The organism is Saccharicrinis fermentans DSM 9555 = JCM 21142 (assembly GCF_000517085.1).
Taxonomy (GTDB): Bacteria; Bacteroidota; Bacteroidia; order Bacteroidales; family Marinilabiliaceae; genus Saccharicrinis; species Saccharicrinis fermentans.
In genome coordinates this window covers 4,903,073-4,924,026 of sequence record NZ_KI912107.1, presented here as the reverse complement: position 1 = coordinate 4,924,026, position 20,954 = coordinate 4,903,073, and the positions used below count along the sequence as shown (strand labels likewise).

The window sequence follows — 20,954 nt, the reverse complement described above, 5'->3', positions numbered from 1 at the left end:
CGGTATTTTAAAATTTTATTGCCTATTATAAATATCTAACGCTTTTATAGCGTTTAGTTCGTTGATCAAAATTTATATCCAAATTGTAGCCCACCATCAATTCATGTGTCCCCCCATGGCCTGATGATGCAATTGCTGATGTTGTTATATCATAACTATACCCAAGTCGTACTCCGTTTTTCATTTCTATCCCCCCTAGTAAAACAATAGCATCTTGAAAACGATAGCTGAGTCCTCCCCAATATCTCTTTTTATATCTCACCAAAGTATTTACATCTATCTGAAAACTCCTGCCATCCGTTTTATAGAAAAAAGAAGGCAACCATTCATACGAAGTATCTTCAATTTTATAGTTATACCCTCCTAAGAGGTAAAATGTTCCACTTGTTTTAAAATTAAATTCTTCCTTAAAGTTTGCTTTCGGACTATTAAGATGTGATAATGAAGCACCTAGGTAATATTTTTTTTCCTTATAATATACACCTATTCCTGCATCAAAGGTAGAACCATTCACATCAGAAGTCGGAACATTAGGATCATTCGCATTGTAATAGTCACCCTCAACAGCATCCAAGGTCCATAATGCTTTCAAACTTTGATTTAACAAACCGAAATTAATTCCAAAAGACAATGTCCCTTTTTCCATTTCAAACTTTAAAGCATAATTCAAATTCATGGTAAGATTAGTAAAATTACCTATTTCATCATTTATGAAATTCAATCCTATCCCAGAATTCAAATTAAAAAACTTGACTCGCATATCACCACTAAAAACCGTTGTTTTTATGGCCAAATTTCCAGTCCACTGGTTTCTGTTTAGAGCCACCAAGTTCACATCTCCAGTAGCTCCCGCAAAACCCGGATTAACGGCCAGTTTATTAAACATATTCTGGCTAAACTGTGGATCATATTGCGCCTCAACACTTTCAGCGACCGCACAAAATATAACAAAAATCAGAATTCTCCTAAACATTTACTTCAGTTATAAAAAACCCAAAGAACTCTAGTTTTTTTTGCTTATCACTATATCTTATTATAGCATTGAAACTTATCAATTAAGCTTCATCTTTTTTGCGGTTAAAAACCAAGTTCGTATACTTTAATTCAACAATAAAGGTTTCGTTTTTATAAGTTAAACATGTTAATTTTTTTGTAATGCCAACAGACTACTAAATATCTTTTTGAAAGAATCTCCACCATTTATCGGGCAATTCACCATTCTTAGCAAAAAGATAATCTTTTTCTTCACAAGCCAACATTTTAACACCATTCTTCCATGGCACTTCAATCCACCATCTGTTAGTAACTCTATTTGAATAGAAACGTAAGTCTATGTCAAAATCTTGTAAATGAACCACAGAAATTTTACACTGTTCTGCTTCCAACGAGGATAGCTGTCTCATATTCTGAGACATACCATCTAATAAATGCCAAATTATTTGTGCACATAACATTGCCCCCTTGCCTGATTTATCCATTTGTGGATTATATTCATGAAGACAAAACGCTTTTAAACGGTCACCTACACCAGCATACCATGCTAAACGGCAGGCATCATATCCAGTGAGACCATTCACATTCATATTTGAAAAATAGGGCATATACTCTTTTTGTATGGCACCCACATCGAAACTAACCAAATCAGCATCTCTCAACAACGGCTCGGCTGCAAGAATATTTTCATTTCTAATATCTTTCAAACGGATATATTCCCAATGTAAATCATCTAATTGTATTTCCTGACTTTCACCCACCAAATATTTTTGTATTCCTAACAAATTTAACTGAAAAATATTATCTACAAAATCGTTCCCCAGCTGAGTCAAAAAAGTTTGTGCGTTAAAGTCACCCCTACCTAAATCAAAATCTAATTTAGCATCTATGACTGAGATGGCCAACTCTTTCTGATATCCGGACAATCCTTTCACTAATGGTAAAAAATAATCTTGCCCTCCTCCAATAACAACAACTACAATATCTAGAGAAGAAAGAATGGCGAACACCTCGCGAAGAGCAAAATACTTATCGTTTAAGGATTTTCCCTTTATATTTCCCAAATCAATCATTTGCAGAGGCTTTGATATACTTCGCAGTGATCTCAAATTTCTTCGAATTTCACTACTGGCATATGCACACCCTTCATTACCAGGGGAATTTTTACCATCCGAAATCCCAACAAGAGCTACTTCAAAGGTAGAGAGTAACTCTTTATCGAAGTCCTCAACTGCACTATATTTAATTTGACTAAGGAGACTATCCTCCCCGGACATATAATTATTATATGTCTTTGTTTCCATGATCGGGTCAAAAAAATCGCTCAGTTGCACTATAAATATTTTCTGAATTATTTTTTTGTACTCTTTTTGGCGCTTGTCTTTTTTGCCGCAACTTTAGTGGCTGTTTTTTTTGTTGCCGTTTTCTTTGTTGCTGCTTTTTTTACAGGTTTCTTACCACCGTTCTTTATAAGCTTTTGACAATCATCAAACGAAAGTTTCGTAGGATCAGTATCCTTAGGTATCTTATAATTCTTTTTTTGGTAAGAAATATACGGTCCCCAACGGCCATTTAAAATTTGCACTTCCGGATCTTCATCAAAACTCTTGATAAACTTTTCTTTATCTGCTTTTCTTTTTTCTTCAATCAGAACAATTGCTCTGTCCAATTCTATTTCCAGAGGATCATCCACTCCCTTCTTCAGAGAAACAAATTTTCCATCATGACGGACATAAGGACCAAAACGACCAATACCAACCACTACTTTTTTATCCTCATAAAGACCCAGGTCTCGGGGCAAATCAAACAACCTGATGGCCTCCTCCAATGTAATTGTTTCCAGGTGTTGACCTCTTTGCAAAGATGCAAACTTCGGTTTTTCAACCTCCTCATCCTCACTACTCTCACCCAATTGAGCCATTGGACCATAGCGACCAATTTTAACTATGACGGGCTTACCCGTTTTAGGATCTTCACCTAAATGCCGTTCTCCAGTATTTCGTTCCGATGTTTCCAATGTTTCCTCCACCTGTTGATGAAAACTCTTATAAAACTCATCAATAGATTCATTCCACACTATTTTTCCCAACGAAATTTCATCAAATTGCATCTCCACTTTTGCAGTGAAATCATAGCTTACGATATTGGGAAAATAACGCATCAAAAAATCATTTACCACCATTCCCACATCCGTTGGAAATAACTTATTTCTTTCGGCTCCTGTTATCTCTGTCTTTTGTTCAGAAAAAATCTCATCATTTTTCAATGCCAGATAACGATAAGCTCTTTCCTTTCCTTCACGTTCTTCTTTCACAACATAACCTCTGTTCTGAACGGTAGAAATAGTTGGTGCATAAGTAGACGGACGGCCAATACCTAAGTCTTCTAATTTCTTTACGAGTGCCGCTTCTGAATACCTGGCAGGTTTCTGACTCCATCTCTCCCGCGCCTCAATCATCTCATACATTAATTGATCGCCAACATTCATTGGGGGCAATAATCCAGCATCTTCTTCGCCCTCAGTCTCCCCATCATGCTCCGAAGACTGTAAATACACCTTTAAGAAACCATCAAACTGAATTACTTCACCACTTGCCACAAAATGCTCACTTACACCGTCAGCTTTAATCTGCACGGTTGTTTTCTCCAGGCGGGCATCACTCATTTGCGAAGCAATCGTACGTTTCCATATAAGTTCATATAACTTTTGTTCCTGTTGCGAACCAGAGACAGTTGGTTTATTCAGCTCTGTGGGACGGATGGCCTCATGAGCCTCCTGCGCGCCCTTACTTTTGGTCTGATACTTTCTTATCTTCAGGTACTCCTCACCCATTACACCAGTAATCTGCTCACTGGCCATTTTAAGAGCCGTATCTGCCAAGTTTACCGAGTCGGTACGCATATAGGTAATCTTACCTGCTTCATACAATTTTTGAGCAACCGACATGGTTTGTCCAACCGAAAAACCCAATTTCCTACTGGCTTCTTGTTGCAAAGTAGATGTTGTAAAAGGTGCAGCTGGCGTTTTCTTTAAAGGCTTTTTAGTTATATCCGAAACTTTAAACTGAGCCCCCTTACATTTATTTAAAAAGACTTCTGTCTCCTCTAAGGTTGCAAAACGCTTAGACAACTCTGCTTTCATCTCAGAAACCCGACCATCAGCATTTGTTACATTAAAAACAGCTGTAACCCGATAAGATGATTTGGGATTAAAAGCAAATATTTCTCTTTCCCTTTCTACAATCAGCCGCACAGTCACAGACTGAACCCTACCTGCAGACAAAGAAGGTTTCACTTTCTTCCAAAGCACTGGAGATAACTCAAAACCCACTAGACGATCCAGTACTCGACGTGCCTGCTGCGCATTAACCAAATCAATATTTATATCTCTTGGATTTTCAACTGCATTTAAAATGGCTGACTTTGTAATCTCATGAAAAACAATTCTTTTTGTATTTTCAGGAGTCAGTCCCAACTCGTCATACAAATGCCATGCAATAGCCTCCCCCTCACGGTCTTCATCGGAAGCGAGCCATACAGTCTTCACACTCTTAGCCAACTTCTTTAGCTCCCTGACCACCTCTTTTTTGTCGTCTGAAACCACATAATTAGGTAAGTAGTTATTGGCTATGTCAATGCCAAAATCCTTTTTTGCTAGATCTCGAATATGTCCATAGCTCGACTTCACCAAGAAATTATTGCCTAAAAATTTCTCAATAGTTTTTGCTTTGGCAGGAGACTCAACAATCACCAAGTTCTCTTCACTAATACTACTTTTTTTAGCCATTTACTATAATATATTAACGCTCAATTATATCTATATATAACTTTACAAGGTTTCACCGGCTCCACAAAACTATGAATTTGATAACCTAAGCCATTTTACCGTTAACCTTTATAAAAGTGTCAAATTTAAAAAATTATCCTTACAATACTCAATAGATCGCCCGTTCAAAAAACAAAAGACATCATAAAAGGCCTTAAAGTTCTCATAAGCTACAGCCTAACCACACCACAAGTAAAATACATTAATATCTATCATTCAATCACATAAGAATATCAAACATATAACTTTTTGCGTAAATTAGCGTTTAAAAGAATAAATTTACATTAAAAACCAGTATATAAGTAAAATTGCTAATTTTACGCCAAATTTTCAACAAACAACAATTATGTGCACAAACAACAAAGGAATTAAAAGACTGCTCAAATGGTTTTGGGGAAGCATCATAGCAGGCTTGCTTTCAATATTTCTTTTATTTTTTCTGATATCCATGGGATTTTTGGGAGTCATGCCTTCATTCGAGGAATTGGAGAACCCCAAAAGCAGTCTTGCCACTGAGATTATTTCAGAGGACCATGAGGTACTGGGCAACTTTGCGATAGAAAACAGGACCTTTGTAGATTTTGATGAGCTTTCACCTTACATCGTGAATGCACTCATTGCCACTGAAGATTTACGTTTTTATGATCACTCAGGAGTTGACCCCAGAGGTTTGGCAAGGGTTGCCATAAGAACAGTTCTTCTGGGAGATAAAGGATCAGGAGGTGGTAGTACAATCACCCAACAATTGGCGAAACTTTTGTTTCACGAGCCAGCTAAAAATATTTGGGAACGAGGACTACAAAAGCTTAACGAGTGGGTCATTGCCGTCAAACTGGAACGAAGCTACACCAAAAACGAGATATTAACGATGTACCTCAACAAAGTAGGTTACATATACGATGCATACGGAATACAGTCGGCCGCACAAACATTTTTTGGTGTCACCACAGATTCCATCAAAATAGAGGAAGCTGCTGTATTAATTGGGATGCTCAAAAATCCGGCCTTATTCAATCCCGTAAGACGTAGAGACACCACCGAATTCAGACGTAATGTTGTTTTAAATCAGATGCGCAAAGCACAATTTATTAAACAAGAAGAGTATGACTCCTTGAAAAACATTCCTCTCACCCTCAAATTTAGAAGACGAGATCATAAAGAAGGGGTTGCCCCTTATTTTCGCGAATACATCCGATTAACGTTAAACGCAGGTAAACCGGAAAGAAAAAACTACCCACCATATTTGCACAATAAATTCATTGCAGACAGTGTCGAATGGGAAAATAATCCTATGTACGGATTTATCAACAAAAACCTAAAACCAGATGGTACCAAGTACAACATATACCGGGATGGTTTGAAAATTTACACCACTGTAAATTATAAAATGCAAACCTATGCTGAAAGTGCGGTACACGATCATCTGGCCAACAACCTGCAAAAGGCATTCTTTAAAGAAAAAAAAGGTAGAAGCAGGGCTCCATTTACCCATAAAATTAGCGAGGAACAATACGAAAATATTATCAACAAAGCTATTCGTAATTCAGAGCGATACAGAACCTTGCGTAAAGAGGGTATTCACAAAGATTCCATCATGAAATCCTTTCGGAAGCCTGTTAACATGCAAATATTTACTTGGGAAGGAGAGAAAGACACCATCTTGACTCCATTGGATTCCATCATACATATCAAGCACTATTTACGGGCAAGTTTATTTTCTATTGACCCACGAAATGGACATGTGAAGGCCTATGTTGGTGGTCCCAACTTTAAATATTTTATGTACGACATGGCTACCAAAGGAAAGCGACAGGTAGGTTCAACCATCAAACCCCTTGTATATACTTTGGCCATGCAAGAAGGACACACTCCTTGCGACCTGGTTCCTAACATACCTCAAACATTTGTTTTACCAGATGGAAAAACCTGGACTCCCCGTGATGCAGGTAAGCGTAAAAAAGGAGAGATGGTTACTTTAAAATGGGGTTTAGCCAATTCTAACAACAACATATCGGCATGGGTAATGAAGCAATACAATCCAGAAGCTGTCAGAGATATGATTCATGAGCTGGGAATCCTCAGTCCTATGGACGCTGTACCTTCGCTGTGTCTGGGCATTCCTGACTTCTCATTAAATGAGATGGTAAGTGCATACAGCACCTTCGCTAACAAAGGAGTACGTATTGAGCCTATGATGATTTCAAGAATAGTAGATCGTTATGGCAATGTCATTGGTCAATTCACCCCTAAAAAGAAAGAAGTAATCAGCGAACAGACAGCCTATCTAATGTTAAACCTACTTCAAGGAGTGGTCAATAATGGAACGGGAAAACGACTACGCTACACCTACCATTTCAGCGGACAAATTGGAGGCAAAACAGGCACCACCCAGAACCACTCAGATGGCTGGTTCATAGGTGTCACTCCAAACCTCACCACCGGTATTTGGGTAGGGGGCGAAGATAGAGATATTCACTTTGATGGTATCAGGCTTGGACAAGGCGCCAATATGGCACTGCCTATCTGGGCCTTATATATGAAAAAAGTATACGCTGACGAGACGCTACAAGTCAGCGAAGAAGATATTTTCGAAGAACCTATCAACTTCAACCTCACACTGGACTGCGATGACAATAACGGTACCAATAATGAAGAGGACATAGATGAAAATACATATACCAACGGCGACGAATCAGAATTCTTTTAACAGATGATTCATCAGAACTTCGACATAAGCGTTAACAGTGGATTAAACACGCTAGCGACATGCTGGCCAGCATGTTTAATCCATAATACATCTTCTAATGTATTCTTCAGGTTTAAACAAGCCTATTCATGAATCATAAAAAAAAAGAGGCAATTTCACTGGAGAAATCGCCTCTTTTTTTTTATGATTACAACCAAAATCTGCTTCCTTCTCATTACGCAAATAGTAATTTAAAGGCTTCTTCAAGTTTACTTACCTGCGTAACTTGTATATCATATTTCACTAAATCTAATCCTTTGGTAAATTTTGGGATAATAATTTGTTCGAACCCTAGTTTAGAAGCTTCGCCAATCCGCTGTTCTATTCGTGTCACCGGTCTAATCTCTCCAGACAAACCAACTTCACCAGCCATGCAAACACTAGAAGTCACAGGTATATCAATATTAGAAGATAGAATAGCAGATACCACCGCCAAGTCAATGGAAGGATCATTCACCTTGATTCCCCCCGCAATATTCAAGAAAACATCCTTGACGGCCAACTTAAAACCTGCCCTTTTCTCCAAAACAGCCAAAAGCATATTCAAGCGCCGCAAGTCAAAACCTGTTGCAGAGCGCTGAGGTGTTCCATAGGCTGCTGTACTCACCAAGGCTTGTGTTTCTATCAAAAAAGGACGCATGCCTTCAATCGCGGCTGAAATAGCAACACCACTCAAATTGTCATGATGATGAGAAAGCAATAACTCTGATGGGTTCGTTACCTCACGAAGTCCGTTCCCTAACATTTCAAAGATGCCAATCTCTGCAGTGGAACCAAAACGATTTTTGATAGAGCGCAGAATGCGATACATATGGTTTCTATCGCCTTCAAACTGGAGCACCACATCCACCATATGCTCCAAAACCTTTGGTCCTGCGAGATTTCCTTCCTTGTTAATATGTCCAATCAAAACGACCGGCAAATTCGTTTCTTTGGCGACCCTCAATATAGAACCAGTGCACTCACGTATTTGAGAAACACTTCCAGGCAATGACTCCACACTTTCGCTACTAAGCGTTTGTATAGAATCAATCACCAATAAATCGGGGTTAATATTTTTTACATGTCCCAATATTTTCTCCATGGATGTTTCACTGACCACCAGGCAATTTTCACTTCCCTGATGAATCCTATCAGCCCTCAGCTTAATTTGTTGCGGACTCTCCTCTCCTGAGACATACAGTACTTTTTGAGATCCAATGCGCAATGCCATCTGCAACACCAACGTAGATTTTCCTATTCCAGGTTCCCCTCCCACCAGGATGAGGGAGCCAGGAACCATACCTCCACCCAATACGCGGTCCAATTCCATATTGGAAGTATTTATTCTGGGTAATTCAGAAATAGGAACATCTTTTATCAAAGCAGGTTTGGCTGTAACCGTTTCAAAGAAATTCTGGCTTGCAGAAGCCTTGGTACTGGATTTTACCACTACCTCTTCCACATAAGTATTCCATTGTCCACACGAGTTACACTTACCCACCCACTTAGGTGACTCAGTCCCGCAATTCTGACAAACAAATACTGATTTTGTTTTGGCCATGGAAAAAATATTTAATCATTAGCAAAGCATCAACCCTGTTATTCCGAACTTCAAACAAACAGGCACAGGAAGACACCATCATTGAAATACCCTACAAGCAAGAAGACAGAGCTTTAAAGCCCTATCATTTCAGTTCATGTGCAATTTTATCAATTATTTGGGTAGTGGAAAAACCATCCACAAAAGATATTGTTTCAACAGATCCTCCTCTTTCACAAACAATATCGTAGCCCACAATATCCTCCACTTTATAATCGGCACCTTTCACTAATACATCGGGCTGAACAGTTTTGATGAGTTCATAAGGAGTATCCTCATCAAACAACACTATTAAATCAACAAAGCCGAGTGCAGCAAGCACAATCGCCCTACTTTCCTGATCAACAATCGGGCGTGTAGGACCTTTAATTCTGCGCACTGAACTGTCGGTATTTAGCCCCAACAACAGACGGCTACCCTTTTCTGCTGCTTTTGCTAAATATTCCACATGTCCACGATGTAGAATATCGAAACAACCATTGGTAAAAACCACCCTTTCATGCTCACCTTGCCATTGTTGAACCATTTCTGCAGCCTTAGCTGCTTCTACAATCTTTGACTTAAATGATATAAGAGCCATAGTATTAAATATACAAAAAACCCCGGAAGAACCGGGGCTTGTCAGACATAAAAATATTTTACACTAACCTGTTGGTTTCCGTATCCGGAAATACAAACTTAGGTTTAAATTCTTTTGCTTCATCCAGATCCATCATGGCATAGGTAATAATAATCACCACATCTCCAACAGCTACTTTTCTAGCAGCAGCACCATTCAGACAAATAACACCAGAACCTCTTTCTCCCTTAATAACATAGGTTTCTAAACGTTCCCCATTGTTATTATTTACCACCTGAACCTTTTCATTTTCAATTATGTTAGCCTCATCCATCAAATCTTCATCGATGGTAATGCTACCCACATAATTAAGGTTTGCTTCGGTTACCGAAACATTGTGTAGTTTAGACTTTACAACTTCAACGTACATCCTGAAAGTTTTTGTAAATCAAATTATCAATCAATCTTACTTTATCTGCAAATACAGCAATACAACCTACAATATACTCACTTTCATTCCAATCATCAACAGGTTGTAGTGTGTCACCATCTACAATATTAAAATACTCAATGTTTAACAATGCAGAACTGTTTATCTTATCGACCACAAAATTAATAACTTCTTTTATATTTTTTGTATCCATCTGCTGTTTTGACTCAAATAATGTTTTTGAAATCAATACTGACTCCCTCCTTTGCTCCTCACTTAAGCGCTCATTGCGAGAGCTCATAGCCAATCCATCTTTTTCACGAACTATTTTCACCGGCACAATTTCAATTTCATAATTAAGCATCTTGGTCATGGCTTTTATAACCGCCAACTGTTGAAAATCCTTTTCACCAAAGAAAGCTTTATGGGGCTGCACCAGATCAAAAAAACGGCTTACCACTTGTGCCACACCATTAAAGTGTCCCGGACGAAACTTGCCCTCCATCACCTTATCCAACATACCAAAATCAAAAACTCTATTATCCTCTTGGGGATATACATCTTCAACCGTGGGATGATAAAGAATAGTACATGCCGTACTACTTAATAACGCCTTATCATGATCAATAGTTCGAGGATAGTTTAATAAATCTTCCTGATTATTAAATTGGTTTGGGTTTACAAAGATGCTGACAACAACCACATCAGTGCATTGCCCAGCTGTTTCCACCAAACTTAAATGCCCCTTATGCAAGGCTCCCATGGTAGGTACAAAACCGATCTTTTGGCCGCTATCCTTATGGGCCGAAATTAATGATTTAAGTTCCTCAGAATTAGTAACAATATTCATATCATTTTTTCAAAAAACCCCGCAAAGTAAATAATAAATTCTTAACTATAAAAGCATAAAATCCACAACTTTCACTAAGTCACAAGCTAAAACACGCATCAATTAATAATTACCCTTGTTTTTAGCTGAAATACAGCACTTACAACAAATCAAATAGTAACAATAAAATTCCTTGTTTTTGCTTGAGAACTTTATTTTTGTTAATTTTGCGTCTTGTTACAATTTTCATAAAGCAATTATCACCAACAAATAAGATGGAAAAAACAAAGGTTTTATTTATTTCCCAAGAAATCACACCCTATCTTCCCGAATCACAGATGTCCAAAATAGGTCGCTATTTACCACAAGGCATACAGGAAAAAGGAAAAGAAATCAGAACATTCATGCCTCGTTTTGGCTGTATTAACGAACGAAGAAACCAATTACACGAAGTAATCCGTTTGTCAGGAATGAACTTAATCATTGACGACACGGATCACCCTTTAATTATTAAAGTAGCTTCTATTCAAGCCGCGCGTATGCAGGTATATTTCATCGACAACGAAGACTACTTTCATCGCAAGGCCACATTAGCCAACAAAGAAGGGGTAGAGTACGAAGACAATGACGAAAGAGCTATCTTTTTCGCCAGAGGTGTTTTAGAAACTACCAAAAAATTGAGATGGGCTCCGGATGTTATTCATTGTCATGGATGGTTTACCGGACTGGTTCCTTTATACATCAAAAAAGCGATGAATGAAGATCCACATTTTGCCAATTCAAAATTGGTTTATAGCGTATATAACGACGGATTCACAAGCACTTTTCCTGATTCTTTTGCTGAGAAATTTATGCTAGAAGGCGTCAGTAAAGATGATTTTGCCGGATTAGCACCATTCAACTTCGAGAATCTCAGTAAATTAGCCATCAATTTCAGCGACGGTATTATACAAGGTGATCCCGAAGCCAATCAAAACATTATAGACTATGCAAAAGGAAGTGGAAAACCATTCCTTGATTTTCAAGACGAAGAAACATATGTAGATGCATTCAACAAATTCTATGATGATTTATTAGATAAGTAATTTCTGTTAACAACAGCTATCTGGAGAATAAATAAACAACACATAAAAAAAGCTGCCTCCCCATTATTGGGATGGCAGCTTTTTTTATGCTATAGCGTCAATATAAATATGACATAATCACTCTTACCCTAATGCATATAGAACTTAATTTTCTTATTTTCGTCCCGTAACATCAACTTATATTATTGAGCTATGTCGTACAGAAGCCTAACATCAAAAGAGATCACCACCCTTGAAAGTAACCATTGCACAGCAATAGACGGTTGGGATAAGGTTCAGGTAGCTGCTAACTTTGTCAGCAAGCATCTGAAAAACGTCACTTTCTCAGGTTATAATTATTTGGGCGTATTTTCCGATAAAATAAAACTGCCTTCCACCGCCCTTGATTATAGTGGAATTTACAATGCACATCTTCACAACTGCACCATAAAAGATAAGTGCTATATTAAAAATATCGGCACCTCTATATCTAATTATATTATTGAAGAAAATTGTATTATACAAGATGTAAGCACCTTGATGGTCGACCGTGTGTCATCCTTTGGAAACGGCACCACAGTAAAGCCAATAAACGAAGCCGGAGGTAGAGAAGTTATTATTTACGATGCACTTTCGGCCCACACAGCCTACTTGATGGCTTTTTACAGACACAACCCAACTTTTACCGAAAACATACAAAAGTCTATATTAAATCATGTAAAAAACCTTCAATCTCCAACAGGATACATTGGGACAAATACGGTGATAATAAATTGCGCTAGCCTTAAAAACATCAAAGTGGGTCCACATGCCCTATTGGAAGGGGTACAAAACCTAAACAACGGTTCTATTAATAGCTCTTACCTTGCCCCTAGCCACATTGGTCCTGGCGTAGACGCTGCAGATTTTATTATCTCCTCCGGATCTACAATCAGTGGTAACACCTACTTAAGAAACTGCTTTGTGGGACAAGGATGCGAAATGAGCCATTCATACAGCGCCGAAAACTCCTTATTCTTTGCCAACAGTCAGTGTATGCAAGGAGAAGCATGCAGCATTTTCGGCGGCCCTTATACTGTAACCCACCACAAATCGACTCTATTAATTGCCGGATACTACTCCTTTTACAATGCAGGCAGTGGCACCAACCAAAGCAACCACATGTATAAACTAGGCCCGGTTCATCAAGGCATTATAGAACGAGGCGGCAAAACCGGAAGCGACTCTTACATTATGTGGCCGGCACAGATTGGTGCCTTCACCATGATTTTAGGACGCCATTACAACAATCCGGACACTGCATCCCTTCCTTTTTCTTATTTGATAGAAGTGGAGGGAAAAAGCGTTTTGATGCCCGCTCAAAATATTTTTAATGTGGGTATTACCCGCGACGCACAAAAATGGATCAAAAGAGATAAAAGAAAAGGAAATAAGCACCTAGATTATATCATAAGTGAAGTCTTAAATCCACATACTATTCATAAAATACTAGATGCTATCAAAACGCTAAGGCAACTCCAACAAAAAGCATCTCCACAGAGCAAAAACATAATGTACAAAAACGTTCAGCTCTCATTGGCCTCCATAAACCGTGGAATTAAATTGTACGAACAAGCATTGGTCAAATATGTTGGAGATGAATTGCTTTCTGTTCTAAAACATACGAATTTTGATCATATTAAAAAATCATTTGTATTTCCCCAACACAACCAATGGGTTGATTTGTCCGGGTTAATATGCAAAACATCCAGATTAAATAAATTCATTGAACAAATTGAGAATAACAGCCTTAATATCGATGAATGGAATTTGTTTTACAAGGAACAATTCGACGACTATAAAATGCTAAAACAAGCACACGTATTCTTCGTCTTAAAGCAATATTTTAAAATAGACATTACTCATTGTACAACAACTGAACTCGTAAATTTTATCAAAGAGTGGAGTGCCAATAACACACAAATTATGCATTCTATAATCATGGATGCTAAAAAAGAATTTAATGCAAAAAGCAAAATAGGATTTGGTATAGACGGAAATCAAGACTGCAGAAATATTGATTTTAATATAGTTAGAGGAAGTGCAGATAACAATTCTTTTATACAGGAATTAGAATTAGAGTACAAAAACAAAGACGAAGAAGCAGCACGAATAATAAAACAATTAGCATAGCAATACGTGTTTAACAAACTCGCATTGTCATAATAAGTAACGAAACAAAACAATCAAGATATATGTGCGGAATAGTTGCCTATGTGGGTGATAAAGTAGCCTACCCCATTTTAATAAAAGGACTACAGCGATTAGAGTATAGAGGATACGACTCAGCAGGTGTGGCCTTGATCAACTCAGACATACACACCTACAAATGTTTAGGAAAGGTAAAAGACCTGGAAACCCATGCCAAAGGAAAACATTTATCCGGAACTATAGGAATGGGACACACCCGTTGGGCTACACATGGAGAACCTAACGATACCAACGCCCATCCCCATACATCCATGAACGGAAAATTCACATTGGTACACAACGGCATTATTGAGAACTACGCCCACCTAAAGAAAGAATTAGAACTTAGAGGCTATGTATTTCAAAGCGAAACAGACACTGAAGTATTGGTGAATCTAATAGAAAATATTTACCAGGAACAAAAAGTAGATGCTGAGATTGCTGTCAGACTAGCTCTTTCAAAGGTCATTGGGGCCTATGGACTTGTGATATCCTGTACCGAAGAAAAAGAGCAATTGATTGCCGCTCGTAAAGGGAGTCCTTTGGTAATTGGAGTTGGTGACCATGAGTATTACCTAGCATCAGATGCTTCACCCATAGTTGAATATACCGATCAGGTCATATACATGAATGACGAGGACGTTGCCATTATCACCAAAGATGATTTAATATTAAAAAACATCCAAAACGACGCCCAAAAACCTAAGATACAAAAGGTTGAACTAACCATCGATGAGATTGACAAAGGTGAATACGAACACTTTATGCTCAAAGAAATTCACGAGCAACCCTCATCAATAGGTGATACTTTCAGAGGACGAATTTCCATTGACAAAACAAAAATATTCTTGGGTGGAATTATTGATGTAATGCCCAAACTAACACAAGCCAAAAGAATTATCATTGTAGCCTGTGGTACATCTTGGCATGCAGCCATGGTTGGCGAGTACTTATTTGAAGAATACGCCCGGATACCAGTGGAAGTAGAATATGCTTCAGAATTCAGATATAGAAATCCTGTAATTAATGCCGACGATGTTTTAATAGCAATTTCACAAAGTGGAGAGACCGCAGATACCTTGGCAGCTATTAAAATGGCAAAAAAACAAGGAGCCACTATTGTAGGAATATGTAACGTGGTTGGCTCATCTATACCTCGAGAAACCCATGCCGGAGTATACACACACGCAGGCCCAGAGATTGGTGTCGCCTCTACCAAAGCATTTACATCTCAGGTAACTGTATTAACAATGATGGCCTTCATGCTAGGACGAAAACGAGGTTCTTTGTACGACGAGTTATACAAACAATTAATACAGGAATTAACCCTTGTGCCAGAAAAGATAAAGCACATTTTAAGATCAGAACAGTACATCAAAGACATTGCCGAAACCTACAAAGATGCTAGCAACTCGCTCTATCTTGGAAGAGGCGTCTTGTTCCCCGTAGCTCTAGAAGGAGCGCTTAAACTGAAAGAAATTTCATATATACATGCAGAAGGATACCCTGCGGCAGAAATGAAACACGGCCCCATAGCCCTTATTGATGAGAACATGCCTGTATTTGTTTTGGCCACTAAGGATAAATCATACGAAAAAATTGTCAGCAATATACAAGAGGTAAAAGCACGTAATGGAAAAGTGATCGCTGTCGTTACCGAGGGCGACCAAACCATAAAGAAGCTAGCTGATCACGTCATTGAAGTTCCCGATTGCCATGAATCTGTTGCACCCTTATTAACCGTTATTCCCCTACAAATAGTATCGTACTACATAGCTGTTATGAGAGGTTGTAATGTGGATCAACCAAGAAATTTAGCTAAGTCGGTAACTGTTGAATAGTATAAAAAAGAAGACCTCAACATCATGAAACTATAAAAACTATTTCCCCAATTCTATGGAATAAGGGGAAATAGTTAACATAGTCCTAAGAACAGGAATTTACATCCCGTCCTTTTTCATTTGTTTTTTTACTGTCTACTTCATCGATCTTCATATTGCTTCTGGTAATATTTCTCATAGCTACCATCCGTTATATTTCTCATCCACTCTTCATTATCCAGATACCAGTCGATGGTTTTTTCTATTCCTTCTTCAAATTGCAACGATGGCTTCCAACCCAGTTCATTCATGAGCTTAGATGAGTCAATTGCATAACGCATATCATGACCTGCTCTATCCTTTACAAAAGTTATTAGATTAGCACATGTTCCTGCTGGCCGATTCAGTTTTCGATCCAACACCTCACACATCTTTCTGATCAGATCAATATTAGTCCACTCATTAATGCCTCCAATATTATAGGTCTCGCCATTGTTACCCCGATGATAAATCATATCAATAGCGCGGGCATGATCCATAACAAATAGCCAATCCCGCACATTTTCACCCTTTCCATAAACAGGAATTGGCTTATTATTTTTGATGTTATGAATAGCCAGAGGGATTAACTTCTCAGGAAACTGATTGGGACCGTAATTATTGGAACAATTGGAGATAACAACCGGCATACCATAAGTATGATGATAAGCCCGTACCAAATGATCACTACTGGCCTTTGACGAAGAATACGGACTTCGTGGGTCGTAAGCTGTAGTTTCAGTAAACAATCCCGTCTTGCCTAAAGAACCATAGACTTCATCAGTAGAGATGTGATAAAATAATTTTCCCTCGTAATTATCATGCCAAGTATTTTTAGCTGCGTTCAACAAATTAACCGTACCTAAAATATTGGTTTTAATAAAAGAGAGAGGGTCCGAAATGGAGCGATCGACATGCGACTCAGCAGCCAGATGAATAACCCCATCAAACTGATGCTTCTCAAAAAGACTATTCATTGCCTGTTCAGAAACAATATCACCTTTGATAAAGGTATAGTTAGGTTCATTTTCGATATCCTTCAGGTTTTCCAGATTTCCGGCATAGGTTAACGCATCCAAATTAAAAATATGATATTGTGGATATTGCAGAACAAACAAACGAACTACATGCGAACCAATAAAACCTGCACCCCCAGTAATAAGAATTTTTTTCATACGATTAAATTTATTTTTCAATGGCCATATGGAACTCATCACTCATCCATAAATTTATTCTGCAATATATGACTTCAACAGCTAAAAAAAAGGTTATTCACAAGTGAACAACCTTTCTATTTTATAAATAATGAATTAGCAAGCCTTAAACTACTTAGTATCAACATCTGGTTTAGTCGAAACAAGCAAATCTATTTAAGACCACAAGCATTCAAATCTATGCTATTGAATACCTCTCACATTTTTCTCCCATTTCCATGCAGAAGCCAAAGTCTCTTCCAATGTTTTTTCTGATTTCCAACCTAACTCATTATTGGCATATGAAGTATCCGCCCATATCTTCTCGATATCACCCTCTCTTCTACCAACAACCTTATATTTTAAATCAACATGATTCACTTCAATAAAAGCTTTCACCAATTGCATTACCGAATATCCCTCTCCGGTACCTATGTTAAAAAATTCGTAGTTGGCTTTCTTTTTATCATCAATAAGCCTATTGATTGCAACAACATGGGCTTTAGACAAATCCACCACATTAATATAATCCCTCACAGCTGTTCCATCCGGGGTATCATAATCATCGCCAAACACACTTAACTCATCACGAAGTCCGGCTGCTGTTTGTGTAATAAAAGGCACCAGGTTATTGGGTACTCCAACCGGAAATTCACCAATCAAACCAGACTCATGTGCTCCAATAGGATTAAAATAACGCAAGGCAATACAATTTACAGCTTCGTTCACCTTACAAAAATCACGCATAATATCTTCACAAATTGCCTTAGTGTTTCCGTAGGGAGACTCAGCTTCCTTTCGAGGTGTAGCTTCGGTTACAGGCAAAACATCAGGCTGACCATAAACCGTACACGATGAAGAAAAAACCAAATTAGCAATGTCATATTTTTTCATGCCAGCCAACAGGTTCATCAAGGAATTTAAGTTGTTACGATAATATTCCAAAGGTTTTTGAACCGACTCTCCCACTGCTTTAAATGCAGCAAAATGAATGATGGCGTCAAGATTATTATACTTCTGAAAAAATGCATCAGTTAAAACACTATCCGCCAAATCGAATTGTTCAAAAGCCGGACGAATGCCTGTAATTTTTTCGATATTATCCAACACCTCAATTTGAGAATTTGACAAATTATCCACAACAACAACATCAAAACCAGCATTCTGTAATTCAACAACAGTATGTGAACCAATATATCCGGTTCCGCCTGTAACTAATATTTGCTTACTCATATCCTTTATTAAATAAATATAACTTCTAAAGATTGATCCCGTAAAATTAACAAATAAACCGTCATTTCAAACAATTATTTTTATTGAATTTCAACTAAAACCCTGTAATTAAATTAATTAAACAAGTGGGTACTTGTTGGTAATTCTTAGTTTTCAACAGGTTATTAACAGATGTTTATAACAGTAGTATACATCCACGTTTTTTTTTATTATTTTTGCATCATGCTTAATCTAGAAAAACATATCAACGACTTACTTTATTTATACGATTGCGTAATTGTTCCAGGCTTGGGAGGCTTTGTGGCAAACAGAAAAAACGCCGAGTTAAATGAAAAAACCGGTGTTTTCAGTCCTCCCTGTAGAAAAATAGGTTTTAACAAAAGCCTATCGCATAACGATGGTTTATTAATCAATCATATTGCGAATGCCGAAGGAATCAGCTACGAAGAATGTAATAATAAGTTGAGTCAATACATCAGCATCCTTAAGTTTCAACTTACCAGAGGAGAAATTATATCTATTGGCTCTGCCGGGGAGCTAAAGAATGACGTTGTGGGTAATACCATATTTATCCCTGCGCGTGAAGAATCATTTTCAACAGATTCGTTTGGGCTAAGTACTTTTCATTTTAAAACACTGGAACAAATTAAAGAGCAAAATGAACCAGCACGAAGACTTGTTCGTAGAACGCTCAATGCCAAAAGCACACGCCAAATTGCAGCCAGTGTAGCACTCATTTTAGGATTTCTAATGGTTACACCCGACTTTGGTAACCAAACACAGTACAGTAACTTTTCGGATATATTCCCCCGGATGGAACAAGTTTCCGTTAGTACAAACGACGACGAATTGCTAACTACTGAGCCATATACAGCGACGCCAGTTAGCGCTATAGAAACAAAGACGGAAGCTGAACCGATGCTAATTAATAATAAATATTTTATTATTGCCGGCAGCTTTAAAGCCAAGCAACCGGCGCAACAGTTTCTAGATAAACTAAAAAAGAAAGGCATTGAGAGTGCAGAGCTAATATCTTCCAATGGACGTTTCAGAGTTTCAGTAGAGGGTTTTGCTGATAAGCAAGAGGCCGTTGAAGCGCTTGACATCCATCGAAAAAGCAATGGATTCAGCTCTGCTTGGTTATTGTCGCTCCAATAATATTTATACAGATATCACCAACACATTCCTCTATATGCAACACTTAAGGAATGTGCTTACAAAAACATAAAAACTACGAACTCATAAAAAAAGCTGCTCCATTTATGAACAGCTTTTTTTTTATTTATTTAAAAGTATATTTAAATACTATCTCTGTATCAAACCTTCGGCAATCATGTACTCGGCAATTTGAACCGCATTCAGGGCAGCTCCTTTTTTTATCTGATCACTCACACACCAAAACGATATCCCATTGGGGTTTGACAAGTCTTTTCGAATCCTTCCTACAAAAACATCATCCTCACCTGCTAAATTAAAAGGCATCGGATATTCATTCTCATCCGGATTATCAACCACAGTAATCCCTTTCATTTTTTCACATTCTGCCCGGAATTCTTCTGGCGTAACTTCTCTATCTGTCTCCGCCCAGATAGCTTCGGAATGCGCTCGCATAACTGGTACACGAACACAAGTGGCACTTACTTCCACATCAGAATGCATAATTTTTTTTGTTTCATTATACATTTTCATTTCCTCTTTCGTATATCCGTTATCTGTAAACACATCCACATGAGGTATCACATTAAACAGCAATTGATGAGCAAATTTCTCAACAGTTAAATCTTTATTTTCTGCAAATTCTTTCACTTGTTTTTCCAGCTCAGCCATCCCCATAGCCCCTGCGCCGCTGGCAGATTGATACGATGAAATATGAACCCTTTTTATATGAGAAATATTTTCCAAAGCCTTTAAAGCCACCACCATTTGAATAGTAGTACAATTGGGATTTGCAATAATATTTCGAGGGATATTCTTACAATCATTCGGGTTCACCTCCGGAACCACCAAGGGCACATCATCATCCATACGAAAGGCACTGGAATTATCAATCATGATAGCTCCGTATCTGGTAATTGTGTCTGCATACTCTTTAGAAATACCACCTCCAGCTGACGTTAGTGCAATATCAACATCTTTAAAATCATCATTATGCTTTAACTCCTTTACCGTAATATTCTCCCCCTTAAAAGCATATACTTTTCCAGCACTACGTGCCGAACCAAATAAAACCAATTCGCTTAGAGGAAAATTCCGTTCCTCCAAAACTTTTAGGAACTCTTGTCCCACTGCGCCACTCGCACCAACGACTGCTACTTTCATTGAACTTTGTTTAAGAATTAAATAACTAACTTTATGCGTAAATAAAACAATTTAACTAAATTGTTGGTGATGATGATTTATATCATACAAAA

15 protein-coding genes are annotated in these 20,954 nt (G+C 37.9%); 5 read left to right on the top strand and 10 right to left on the bottom strand.

Going from position 1 to position 20,954, the window contains the following annotated elements:
• Positions 1-25 precede the first annotated feature (25 nt).
• From CYTFE_RS27465 to topA, 3 genes are all read right to left on the bottom strand, one after another.
• Positions 26-973: a PorP/SprF family type IX secretion system membrane protein gene (locus CYTFE_RS27465; protein ID WP_052343329.1), complete on the bottom strand. Its 948-nt coding sequence runs from the start codon at positions 971-973 to the stop codon at positions 26-28.
• Between the two features lie 196 nt (positions 974-1,169).
• Positions 1,170-2,297 (bottom strand): arginase family protein, encoded by a 1,128-nt coding sequence (locus tag CYTFE_RS0120350; protein WP_027473324.1) that lies wholly within the window; start codon positions 2,295-2,297, stop codon positions 1,170-1,172.
• Between the two features lie 47 nt (positions 2,298-2,344).
• On the bottom strand, positions 2,345-4,780 hold the full coding sequence (gene topA / locus CYTFE_RS0120345) for a type I DNA topoisomerase (RefSeq protein WP_027473323.1): 2,436 nt from the start codon (positions 4,778-4,780) through the stop codon (positions 2,345-2,347).
• Between the two features lie 385 nt (positions 4,781-5,165).
• Here topA and CYTFE_RS0120340 point away from each other — a divergent pair, with 385 nt between their 5' ends.
• Positions 5,166-7,526: a transglycosylase domain-containing protein gene (locus tag CYTFE_RS0120340; protein ID WP_044262952.1), complete on the top strand. Its 2,361-nt coding sequence runs from the start codon at positions 5,166-5,168 to the stop codon at positions 7,524-7,526.
• Positions 7,527-7,740: 214 nt separating this feature from the next.
• Here CYTFE_RS0120340 and radA read toward each other — a convergent pair whose 3' ends face one another.
• From radA to panC, 4 genes are all read right to left on the bottom strand, one after another.
• The gene (radA, locus tag CYTFE_RS0120335) at positions 7,741-9,108 is read right to left on the bottom strand and encodes a DNA repair protein RadA (protein ID WP_027473321.1); all 1,368 of its coding nucleotides are present in this window, start codon (positions 9,106-9,108) and stop codon (positions 7,741-7,743) included.
• 124 nt (positions 9,109-9,232) lie between these two features.
• Positions 9,233-9,727, bottom strand: a complete 495-nt coding sequence (gene rfaE2, locus CYTFE_RS0120330) for a D-glycero-beta-D-manno-heptose 1-phosphate adenylyltransferase (RefSeq protein ID WP_027473320.1) — start codon at positions 9,725-9,727, stop codon at positions 9,233-9,235.
• Between the two features lie 58 nt (positions 9,728-9,785).
• Positions 9,786-10,136 carry an aspartate 1-decarboxylase gene (gene panD, locus CYTFE_RS0120325; RefSeq protein WP_027473319.1) on the bottom strand — a complete coding sequence of 117 codons (351 nt, stop codon included), beginning with the start codon at positions 10,134-10,136 and terminating at the stop codon, positions 9,786-9,788.
• Complete coding sequence (gene panC, locus CYTFE_RS0120320) at positions 10,126-10,986, bottom strand: pantoate--beta-alanine ligase (protein WP_027473318.1); 861 nt, start codon at positions 10,984-10,986, stop codon at positions 10,126-10,128. Before panC ends, panD begins: the two co-directional genes overlap by 11 nt.
• 254 nt (positions 10,987-11,240) lie before the next feature.
• Between panC and CYTFE_RS0120315 the strand changes: the two genes are divergently transcribed.
• From CYTFE_RS0120315 to glmS, 3 genes are all read left to right on the top strand, one after another.
• Positions 11,241-12,050, top strand: a complete 810-nt coding sequence (locus CYTFE_RS0120315; protein ID WP_027473317.1) for a glycogen/starch synthase — start codon at positions 11,241-11,243, stop codon at positions 12,048-12,050.
• A gap of 192 nt (positions 12,051-12,242) precedes the next feature.
• Entirely contained in the window at positions 12,243-14,201 is a 1,959-nt protein-coding gene (locus tag CYTFE_RS0120310; RefSeq protein ID WP_027473316.1) for a DUF4954 family protein, read from the top strand.
• 62 nt (positions 14,202-14,263) lie between these two features.
• On the top strand, positions 14,264-16,099 hold the full coding sequence (gene glmS / locus CYTFE_RS0120305) for a glutamine--fructose-6-phosphate transaminase (isomerizing) (RefSeq protein ID WP_027473315.1): 1,836 nt from the start codon (positions 14,264-14,266) through the stop codon (positions 16,097-16,099).
• 140 nt (positions 16,100-16,239) lie between these two features.
• On the opposite strand, the gene rfbB is transcribed toward glmS, so the two are convergent.
• Together rfbB and galE are read right to left on the bottom strand one after the other, a co-directional pair.
• A complete protein-coding gene (gene rfbB, locus CYTFE_RS0120300) occupies positions 16,240-17,292 on the bottom strand; it encodes a dTDP-glucose 4,6-dehydratase (protein WP_027473314.1) in 1,053 nt (350 codons plus the stop codon).
• 222 nt (positions 17,293-17,514) lie between these two features.
• Complete coding sequence (gene galE, locus CYTFE_RS0120295) at positions 17,515-18,543, bottom strand: UDP-glucose 4-epimerase GalE (RefSeq protein ID WP_027473313.1); 1,029 nt, start codon at positions 18,541-18,543, stop codon at positions 17,515-17,517.
• 222 nt (positions 18,544-18,765) lie between these two features.
• Here galE and CYTFE_RS29080 point away from each other — a divergent pair, with 222 nt between their 5' ends.
• Positions 18,766-19,701: an HU domain-containing protein gene (locus tag CYTFE_RS29080; RefSeq protein WP_052343328.1), complete on the top strand. Its 936-nt coding sequence runs from the start codon at positions 18,766-18,768 to the stop codon at positions 19,699-19,701.
• A 147-nt stretch (positions 19,702-19,848) separates the two neighbouring features.
• Here CYTFE_RS29080 and CYTFE_RS0120285 read toward each other — a convergent pair whose 3' ends face one another.
• Entirely contained in the window at positions 19,849-20,862 is a 1,014-nt protein-coding gene (locus CYTFE_RS0120285; RefSeq protein ID WP_027473312.1) for an aspartate-semialdehyde dehydrogenase, read from the bottom strand.
• Positions 20,863-20,954 lie beyond the last annotated feature (92 nt).